Here is a 5,605-nt window from a genome sequence, read left to right as displayed (position 1 = left end):
TAAAATATACATATTAGACAATCAAATAAAAAACACATTATCTATATAAATAAGCTAATGAGTACTTCAATCATGATAATTACTCAACCCGCCGTCTATTATTAAGAAATACCAAAACAACAAGAAAAGGCTCATGTAGAAAACATAAAAGAAGTTTCATTTATGAATAAATCGTTTTATTACATGTACAATAAAACCAAGTTTAAACATTTTCTGTCTGTCCCACCTGATGATAAGCACGATTAAAATAAACCAAGCTTTGATCCTGTTGGCTTTGCTGAATAGCGACAATACGACACATAAACACCGTATGCGTCCCAACTTCTTGAATGTCATCAATCTCACAGTCAAAATTAACCAACGCATCCTTTAAAACAGGTGCCCCTGTTTCTAGCTCTGTCCAAATACCATGTTTAAAACGCTCTTCAGAAGTCATTTTGGATGCAAAGACGTTAGAAATATGCTGATGCTGTGCGCCTAATACATTCACGGTTAAAATTTTATTATCTACAAAATGTACATGTGAACGAGAAGCTTTGTTCATACAAACCAATAATGTTGGTGGTGTATCAGTGACACTACACACAGCTGATGCGGTAAATCCATGACGATCAGACATACCTGCCGTGGTCACGACACTCACTGCACTGGTCAATAAAGACATGGCATTTCTAAAGTCTGTTGCTTCGATCATCATTTTACTCCTACACTGAACCGTACATTTTGTTTAGATTTGGCGATACCGTACTTCAATCAGATCAGCTATATCTAAAACTGCGACATAATGAAAATGAGGACTACCCGTTTGATCAACAAGGCAAAAGCCTATCCGACAAATCAAAGTAGCCCTTTTTATCACTCGGCCACTAATACTAAGCCGATAACTCTTTACGGATGATTTCCGCACCTGCGCTTAACGCATTCAGCTTGCCTCTCGCCACTTCACGAGCCAAAGGTGCCATACCACAGTTAGTCGAAGGATAAAGTTTATCTGCATCGACAAATTGAAGTGCTTTGCGTAGCGTATCCGCAACTTCTTCTGGTGTTTCAATCGTATTGGTTGCCACATCAATCGCACCAACCATGACTTTTTTACCACGAATCAGTTCAATCAAGTCCATCGGCACACGCGAGTTTTGGCATTCAAGTGAGATAATATCAAGCTTAGATTTTTGAAGTTTAGGGAATGATTCTTCGTATTGACGCCATTCATTGCCTAAAGTTTGCTTCCAATCAGTATTGGCTTTAATACCATAACCGTAGCAAATGTGTACCGCAGTTTCACATTTCAAACCTTCAAGCGCACGTTCTAAAGTTGCAATACCCCAGTCATTCACTTCATCAAAGAATACATTAAATGCGGGTTCATCAAACTGGATAATGTCAACGCCTGCTGCTTCTAACTCTAGTGCTTCTTGATTCAGAATCTTGGCAAATTCCCAAGCCAATTTTTCACGGCTCTTATAATGACCATCAAATAATGTATCAATCATGGTCATTGGGCCAGGCAACGCCCACTTGATTGGTTGTGTGGTTTGGCTACGTAAAAACTTGGCATCATTAACAAATACAGGTTGCTTACGAGATACTTCACCCACAACAGATGGCACACTGGCATCGTAACGATTACGAATTCGCATTGTTTCACGTTTTTCGAAATCGACACCTTCAAGATGTTCAATAAAAGTGGTCACAAAGTGCTGACGCGTTTGCTCACCATCAGAAACAATATCAATACCTGCTTGCAACTGTTCATGTAACGATAAGCTTAAAGCATCGCGCTTGGCTTGAAGCAGTTCTTCACCTTCAAGTTTCCATGCGGACCACAGTTTCTCAGGCTCAGCAAGCCAAGAAGGTTTCGGTAAGCTGCCAGCGGTTGATGTTGGTAATAAAATTGCCATTCTAAATCTTCTATCTCTATTTCAGGTAAATTAAGCAGCGCTACTGTCTACAGTGTAATTCGCAGCCCATTGCTCAAGGATGTTTTGATAAGGCTTGATAAAGTTTTCTTCCGTCCATTTACCTTGTTTTACCGCTAACTGACCACGTTCAACACGATCATAGACAATTCGTGTTAAGGAATAATCTGGGTATTCTAAACTTGCTTGATAGACCTGTGCTGCTGATGAATTTGCATTGTAAATTTCAGGACGATAAATCTTTTGGAACGTTTCCATCGTACTAATCGCACTGATCAGCTCAAAATCGGTGTAATCACGTAATAAATCACCCGCAAAATAGAATGCTAAAGGTGCAACGCTACCTTTCGGCATAAAGAAGCGAACCTGTAAGCCCATTTTATGGAAATACTCATCGGTACGAGAGTATTGGTCTTGCTTATATTCAACACCCAAAATAGGATGCTCATTGGTTGTACGCTGATAAGTTCTTGCTGTTGAAACACTCAAGCAAATCACAGGCTGTTGATTGAACGCTGCTTTAAAAGTATCTGAGTTGACGAGGTACTGATAAAGCTTGCCATGTAAATCACCAAAATTTTCAGGTGCGTACGAAGTTGAGTTTTCTTTATTATGTTCTTTAAGCACTACACTGAAATCATAGTCACGTACATAAGATGAGAAACTATTACCAATCATGCCCTCAATACGTTGATTGGTGTGATGATCCGTAATTGTGCTTTTCAACATTTCAATAATCGGGAAAGCTTTACCATTACCTTCAATATCTAAATCGGCAGAAATGATATCAATTTCAAGTGAATAACGATCACCATTTGGGTTATCTGTTTGTGCTAAAGCATTGAAACGATTATTAATCATACGAAGTGTATTGCGTAGGTTTTGCTCACGGCTTTCACCACGTGCTAAGTTAGCAAAGTTAGTTGTTAGACGTGTACTATCTGCTGGTTGATAGTTTTCATCAAAACGAATGCGTTTAATTGAACATGCAAACTCTGTACTCATGGCGACCTTTACCCTATTTTTGCAATAAAACCTGAATTTCTTTCATGCTCTTTTCAAACAGTCCAATTTTCTTTTGGTACACTTCTCGTTAACCACTATCCAGTTTTATCTATAGTCTGGCTAGTAATTAACGATGAAGAATGTCTATCATTAAGAGCTTGGTGTAATTTATACCCGAAACTTCACATGAATAAAAATGATTTAATCTCACCCATAAGTGAGAAAAATTCATTTTAATAAATTTTATTACATCAAGGAAAAATTCCACCACTACTTCTGGTGCCATTTGTACTGATGAACTTCGTTATTTTTTGCGATAAAAGTCATCTGAATGCACACGGTATGCAAGAATTTATCTTTCAAGAAACTGATAAATAAAAGAATATAATCATAATCCAACTACTTAGATGAGCGTAACCATGGAGTTACCGTGAAGCCTGTCAAAACCCCCTCAGGACTTAAAAAGCGAGTGACAGATTGTCCCCAAGGTTCTATACGATTATTGACAAGTAATTGGTAACCTTTAGAAACCATATAAGCTGAAGCTGCAACAATATCTTCTACCTCAAATTCAATCCAACTTTGAGGAATATTGAATTCTTCTGGCCACTCCTTTAGCCCAAAGCATGAATTTGCAGCTTGAGTCAAAGGCCAAAGTGCAAAATGTTTTACACCACCCAACTCACCATCATTCGTACTCATATAAGATTCATTTCCCTCCATCGCTTTAACTGGAATATTAAGAATGTCGAGGTAGAAAGATTTACTTGCGTGATCTTCTTTGGTAATTGGTCCAAATCCAGCAACAAAAAGTATATGTACAGGATGCATTTCAATATCTCATTTTTTTTAAGTGATCTATTCTTTTATACTTAGAATTGTTTACTTTTCAAGCATAAAATTAAAAATGTGAGTTCGGTTAAATCCCCCCTATGTTGTTAGGCTCTACCATTTGCTGGGATCGTATTAAGCCATCTAAATATTTATATCCTCATACACGAGTAAGGAAAGAACTGTGTAGAAGCACTCGCTGGCCATGCAAATGTGAAGATGACGTATAGTATTTAGAAGGTCACGAAGTGCCTAAACCTGAGTAGATTAGCTCTCGTTAATAATTGGTTTTAACTTTAAATGGGCGAGTTTTCCACATTGGGGAATTACGCCATTCCCCGAAAACAAAAAGCCCACTTTTTAAGTGGCTTTAATGTGTTGATATATCAACGAATTTTGGTAGGTATATCCAGACTCGAACTGGAGACCTCTACGATGTCAAGATGAAGTCAAAACCCGAAATAAGCCTTTATAATATAACAATTTCATTGCTTATTTTTGAGCGTATTTTAGTCACTTTCTTACTAAACTAGACCCAATAAAATCAATAATTTAGAGCATCATTTCTCTACAGCTTTTTTCGTCTTTTGCTTCAAATTTCTCATAGAAATTTTGTCTTAAAAGTTGGCTTATCGTCTTCGAGCACAAGATATAAAAAACCGCCCTTTCAGGCGGTCATTTTCACTTCAATAAATTGTACCTTTGATGCGGAAAGGTCTTCAGCTCGAACATATGTTGGTAGTCATACGCTGGCAGTTCTACATTGTACTTTTTGCATAGATCCGATATGGCATAGGTCATATAGAACATATTGTCATGCAGCATAGACACCAGTAATGGATTTAGTTTTGCCAGTGTCGGGCTATGGGTATTCCACCATGCTTGGAAAAGTTTGGCTTGGCCACAGAGTATTTCGATAGATTGGTTTTCATCTATATGAATATCCCCTTTTGCTTTTATTTGCATGGTTTCTAGGTAGTCCACAGCGTCTTGAAAATGCATGGCCAAGAGTTCGCTATAACGTGGGATGCGAAAGTGCTTGTTATGTCTGGCCCAGAGTTCGGTACGTTTCTTTGTGATGCCCTCACAACGTCGGTCGACGATTTCTTTGAGTATGGCTTGTTGCTCTGCGTTGATTTTTACTCGAGTGTCAATTTTCTGATGCTGTATTTCATTTTCCAGTACGTCGAGTACCCATTTGCGGAATTCTTTAGCGATTGGTGTTTTTGCAAACATAGCGATCAAATGACAACCACGTAAAGAAAAAACTCTAACTTCACGTGTTTGACCCTGTAACGTCATTTTGACGTTACAGGTCATTCCGCTAGAAAACTCATCTGCCTTTCTTTCAAATACTTTATTAACTGCATCTTCTCGCGCATAACCTAACATTTGACCAAGTTGACGCGAGCTAATCCATGGCTTTTGGTCATGCATAATTACATCGAGAGTTGTATCCCTAAAACAAAGTGATAAACTAGTCATATCAATATCCTTCATCTGGTATTGGTAAATACCCCGTCTTCCGCCAAGAATGTTCGGGGTATTTTTTTATTTAAAATAATGTCCACTGGACATATTGCAAATATATATGTCCACTTGATACCATGTCAACAGAATTTTCCAGGATGAAGTCATGGGTAAACATTTAGGTGTTGCATACAATTTACGCTTACCTCAAGAACTAAAAGATAAAATTGCTGAATCGGCTAAAGACCTAAATCGCTCAATGAATGCGGATATTGTTGCGCGGCTGGAAGAAAGTTTTTTACCAAAGGATAATTCTGCACCTGCTCGCGCTGATGTAAAAGTTATTCATTTAAAGAATGGAAAAAAACGTGTTATTTACG

At 38.0% G+C, this 5,605-nt stretch carries 6 protein-coding genes; 1 reads left to right on the top strand and 5 read right to left on the bottom strand.

The genetic code is table 11. The annotated features are described in order from the left end of the window. Window positions 1-202 precede the first annotated feature (202 nt). The 5 genes from GBI16_RS17415 to GBI16_RS17395 all read right to left on the bottom strand — a co-directional run bounded on the left by GBI16_RS17415 (window position 203) and on the right by GBI16_RS17395 (window position 5,240). Window positions 203-694 carry a flavin reductase gene (locus tag GBI16_RS17415; RefSeq protein WP_086209411.1) on the bottom strand — a complete coding sequence of 164 codons (492 nt, stop codon included), beginning with the start codon at window positions 692-694 and terminating at the stop codon, window positions 203-205. Window positions 695-872: 178 nt separating this feature from the next. Next, a complete protein-coding gene (locus GBI16_RS17410; protein ID WP_151707552.1) occupies window positions 873-1,901 on the bottom strand; it encodes a methionine synthase in 1,029 nt (342 codons plus the stop codon). A 30-nt stretch (window positions 1,902-1,931) separates the two neighbouring features. Then, window positions 1,932-2,924, bottom strand: a complete 993-nt coding sequence (locus GBI16_RS17405; protein ID WP_110975343.1) for a DUF1852 domain-containing protein — start codon at window positions 2,922-2,924, stop codon at window positions 1,932-1,934. 399 nt (window positions 2,925-3,323) lie between these two features. Next, entirely contained in the window at window positions 3,324-3,755 is a 432-nt protein-coding gene (locus GBI16_RS17400; protein WP_151707551.1) for a glyoxalase, read from the bottom strand. Window positions 3,756-4,436: 681 nt separating this feature from the next. Continuing rightward, complete coding sequence (locus GBI16_RS17395) at window positions 4,437-5,240, bottom strand: Bro-N domain-containing protein (protein ID WP_151707550.1); 804 nt, start codon at window positions 5,238-5,240, stop codon at window positions 4,437-4,439. A gap of 151 nt (window positions 5,241-5,391) precedes the next feature. On the opposite strand from GBI16_RS17395, the gene GBI16_RS17390 reads away from it, so the two are divergent. Further along, a partial coding sequence (locus GBI16_RS17390; protein ID WP_228267863.1) for an Arc family DNA-binding protein occupies window positions 5,392-5,605 on the top strand: 214 nt, incomplete at its 3' end.

Source organism: Acinetobacter sp. TUM15064, from assembly GCF_008980265.1.
Lineage (GTDB): Bacteria > Pseudomonadota > Gammaproteobacteria > Pseudomonadales > Moraxellaceae > Acinetobacter.
Note: the sequence above shows the minus strand (reverse complement) of the source record. Positions and strands in the feature narration are given on the sequence as shown.

What these genes read in the sequence shown, in the direction of transcription:
- GBI16_RS17415 (WP_086209411.1), bottom strand. Translation starts at nt 694, where the DNA reads ATGATCGAAGCAACAGACTTTAGAAATGCCATGTCTTTATTGACCAGT.
- GBI16_RS17410 (WP_151707552.1), bottom strand. Translation starts at nt 1,901, where the DNA reads ATGGCAATTTTATTACCAACATCAACCGCTGGCAGCTTACCGAAACCT.
- GBI16_RS17405 (WP_110975343.1), bottom strand. Translation starts at nt 2,924, where the DNA reads ATGAGTACAGAGTTTGCATGTTCAATTAAACGCATTCGTTTTGATGAA.
- GBI16_RS17400 (WP_151707551.1), bottom strand. Translation starts at nt 3,755, where the DNA reads ATGCATCCTGTACATATACTTTTTGTTGCTGGATTTGGACCAATTACC.
- GBI16_RS17395 (WP_151707550.1), bottom strand. Translation starts at nt 5,240, where the DNA reads ATGACTAGTTTATCACTTTGTTTTAGGGATACAACTCTCGATGTAATT.